Origin of the sequence: Actinomadura bangladeshensis, from assembly GCF_004348335.1 — a bacterium.
Lineage (GTDB): Bacteria > Actinomycetota > Actinomycetes > Streptosporangiales > Streptosporangiaceae > Spirillospora > Spirillospora bangladeshensis.
In genome coordinates this window covers 1-3375 of the sequence record NZ_SMJW01000449.1, presented here as the reverse complement: position 1 = coordinate 3375, position 3375 = coordinate 1, and the positions used below count along the sequence as shown (strand labels likewise).

Annotated in this window: 3 protein-coding genes and 1 pseudogene; 1 reads left to right on the top strand and 3 read right to left on the bottom strand. The window is 74.4% G+C overall.

The features are described from left to right. Positions 1-211 (top strand): annotated as a pseudogene (locus E1284_RS42215) (hypothetical protein); the annotation flags it as partial. Positions 212-220: 9 nt separating this feature from the next. Here the strand turns inward: E1284_RS42215 and E1284_RS39630 are convergent. The 3 genes from E1284_RS39630 to ggt all read right to left on the bottom strand — a co-directional run. Next, positions 221-1087, bottom strand: a complete 867-nt coding sequence (locus E1284_RS39630) for an oxygenase MpaB family protein (protein WP_243715029.1) — start codon at positions 1085-1087, stop codon at positions 221-223. A 112-nt stretch (positions 1088-1199) separates the two neighbouring features. Next, entirely contained in the window at positions 1200-1562 is a 363-nt protein-coding gene (gene cutA, locus E1284_RS39625; protein WP_131945269.1) for a divalent-cation tolerance protein CutA, read from the bottom strand. A gap of 61 nt (positions 1563-1623) precedes the next feature. Continuing rightward, a partial coding sequence (gene ggt, locus E1284_RS39620) for a gamma-glutamyltransferase (protein ID WP_243715028.1) occupies positions 1624-3375 on the bottom strand: 1752 nt, incomplete at its 5' end.

Below are 3375 nucleotides of genomic sequence, written 5' to 3'. Positions count from 1 at the left end.
CCCGCAGGCGGCCGGCGGGGGCGGCGGAGGCGGGGTCGGCGCGATCCCCGAGCAGGTGCGGCAGCAGGTCGCGCCCCAGCTCGCCGACGCGTTCGGCAGCACGTTCTGGGTCGCGCTGATCCTCACCGCGCTGCTGATCGTCCCGGCGCTGCTGCTGCCCATGCACGGGGTACGGCACGACGACGCGGACGCGCCGCCGCCGATGGCGTGAGGCGCCGGCTCAGGACGCGATCGACCAGGTGGCCAGGCCCGTCTCGTGCTCGCGCGTGAGGCGCCTGGCCCGCCGCGCGTCCGGCGAGTACCGGTACCGCTCCGGGACGACCCGCGTGGTCTGGTACAGGCCCTTCAACGTCAGCGTGGCCGCGAGGTCGGACGTCGGCAGCCCCGGCAGCCCGTACATGCGGCGCGCCCAGCGCGGCAGCGTCGCGACGGTCAGCGTCCCGACGGCGGGCGCGGCGAGCTTCAGCGGCAGCAGGTTGCGCGGGACGGCCGGGCTGAACATGCGGCGCAGCCCCTCGCGCGCCTCCCGGCACGCGTAGATCCTCCGCCGCATCTCCTCGTAGTACTCGCGCATCTCCGCGACCGTCGCGGGCACGTCCGCCGGGTCGAGGCCGACGACCTCGGCGGCGCGGCGCTGCTCGTCCACGAACGTGTCGGCGTCCTCGTCGGTCAGCGGGACGCCGGCGCGGCGCGCCACGTCGAGGTAGGAATCGACCTCGCCCATGTGGACCCAGAGCAGGTTCTCCGGGTCGTCGATCGGGAACGTCTCGCCGGTCCGCATGTCGAGGCCGGTCAGCTTGGCGTGCAGCCGGCGGACGCGGCGGCCGACCCGCTCGACCTCCTCCTCCGTCCCGTAGGTGCGGACGCGGACGAACTCGACCGTCCGGGTCAGCCGCGCCCACGCGGCCGAGGGGTCCATCAGCTCGGAGTTCTGCGCGGTCCCCCACATGGAGCGGGGATGGAGGGCCTGCAGCAGCAGCGCCCTGATCCCCCCGACGATCAGCACGGGCTCGCCCATGACCCGCCAGGTCACCGAGCCGGGCCCGAACAGGCCCCGGTCCGCTCCCACCTCGCTCGACTCGCGCACATCGACCGCCTCTCATCCGCCGCCTCGACCGGGCGAAACCCGTCCGGCCAGGGTAAACAAGAACTTACCCTGCCATGACGCAGGTCACACGGCCAAGGGGCGGCGGCCGCGGTCAGTCCTCCGCGGGATCCTCCACCGCCTCGTCGCGCTCGCCGGGCTCGGTCTGCTCGGTGATCCAGGCGAGGTAGTCCATGCTGCCCGCCACCACGGGCGTCGCGATGATCTCCGGGGTGTCGTAGGAGTGCACCTCGGTGATCAGCGAGGCGAGCTCGTCGAAGCGGTCGGCGGAGGTCTTGAAGAGCACCATCCACTCCTCCGCCGACTCGATCTCGCCCTCCCACCAGTAGGTGCTGGCGATCGGGCCGACCAGCTGCGCGCAGGCGGCGAGCCGCTCGGCGACCGCCGACCGCGCCAGTTCGGCGGCCTCCGCCCGGGAGTCGGTCGTGGTCGTCACCTGCACGTATGAGTGCGCCATGGCCCGACTCCTTCCCGCTCACCGTGCGCGCACGCCCGCGCGGGGCCGGTCATCGGGCGGGTCACCGGACCGGGCGGACGACCAGCGCGCTGCCGCCGCCCCGCCGGACCGGCTCCGCGACCGCCTGGACGAGCCCCGGCCGCAGGAACTCCAGCCCGGTCGCGGCGCCGATCACGCCCGCGGGCGGGCCGGGGAAGACCTCCAGCCGGTGCCCGCGCGCGGCGAGGCCGCGGCCGTACCGGTCGATGAACGGCTGCTCGGCGTACACGAGCGGGGTGTTGCGCTGCGTCGCGCGGGGCGCGTCGAGCGCGGCGGGCAGGTCCATGCCGAGGTCGATGCGGTTCATCAGGATCTGCAGCACGGTCGTGATGATCGTCGACCCGCCGGGGGTGCCGAGCGCGAGCTTCGGGCGCCCGTCCTTCAGCACGAGCGTCGGGGACATGCTGCTGCGCGGGCGCTTGTGCGGGCCGGGCAGGTTCGGGTCGGGCGCCTGGCCGGGCGCGGGCGGCTGGAAGGAGAAGTCGGTCAGCTCGTTGTTGAGCAGGAAGCCCCGCCCGGGGACGGTGATGCCGCTGCCGCCGAACTGCTCGATCGACACCGTGTAGGACGCGACGTCGCCCCACTTGTCGGCGACGACGAGGTGGGTGGTCTGCGGGCCCTCGAACGCCAGCGCGCGGGTCTGCGTGCCGGGCGGGATGCACGGCTCGTAGATCCCGTCGGGCGAGCCGGGGGCGACGGGCGCGGGGGCGGCCTGGTCCGGCTTGATCAGGCAGGCGCGCTCGCGGGCGAACCCGGCCGACAGCAGTTCCTCCAGCGGCACGTCCACCTTGTCTGAGTCGCCGAGGTACCGGCCGCGGTCGGCGTAGGCGAGCTTGGACGCCTCCAGGTAGTAGTGCAGGGCCGTCACCGGGTCGCGCGCGTCGAGGCGGAAGTTGCCCAGGATGCTGAGCGCCTCACCGATCGTGGCGCCGCCGGACGACGACGGCGGCATCCCGTACACGTCCATCCCCCGGTAGGGGACGTGCGTGGGCTTGCGGACCACGGCCCGGTAGGCGGCGAGGTCGCCAGGCTCCATCAGGCCGGGACGGACGTTCCGGGTCGCGTCCGGGTCCACCGGCGGCCTGGCGACCGTCCTGGCGATCTCCCTGCCGAGCCCGCCCTCGTAGAACCAGTCGATGCCGCGCTCGGCGAGCTGCCGGTAGGTGTCGGCGAGGTCGGGGTTGCGGAACACCGAGCCGACCTCGGGCACCTTCCCGTCCGGCAGGAAGAGCCTGCGGGTGGGGACGATGTCGCGGAAGCGGGCCTCGTTCACCGCCGTCTGGTCGTGGAACTCCTGGTCGACGACGAATCCCCGGTCGGCGAGCCTGATCGCCGGACGCAGCAGGGCGCCGAGGTCGCGGGTGCCGAAGCGGCGCAGGCCGAGGTCCCACTGGGCGAGCGTGCCCGGCACGCCGACGCCGAGCCCGCTGGTGACGGCCTGGTCGAACGGCAGCGGCTTGCCGGTGGCCGGGTCGATGAAGGAGTCCTGCCTCATCCGCTTCGGCGCGAACTCGCGGCCGTCGAGGGCGTAGACGCGGCGCGTCCGCGCGTCGTAGTAGGTGATGTAGCCGCCCCCGCCGATCGCGGACACGTACGGCTCGGTGACGCCGAGCGCGGCGCCGGCGGCGACGGCCGCGTCCATCGCGTTGCCGCCGCGCTTCAGGACGTCCAGGGCCGCGCGGCTGGCGTCCGGGTCGACGGTGGAGACGGCGCCGCCGTACCCGGTCGCGACCGGCTGCTTGACCGGCGGCCGCGCGGGCCCCGCGTGCGGCCC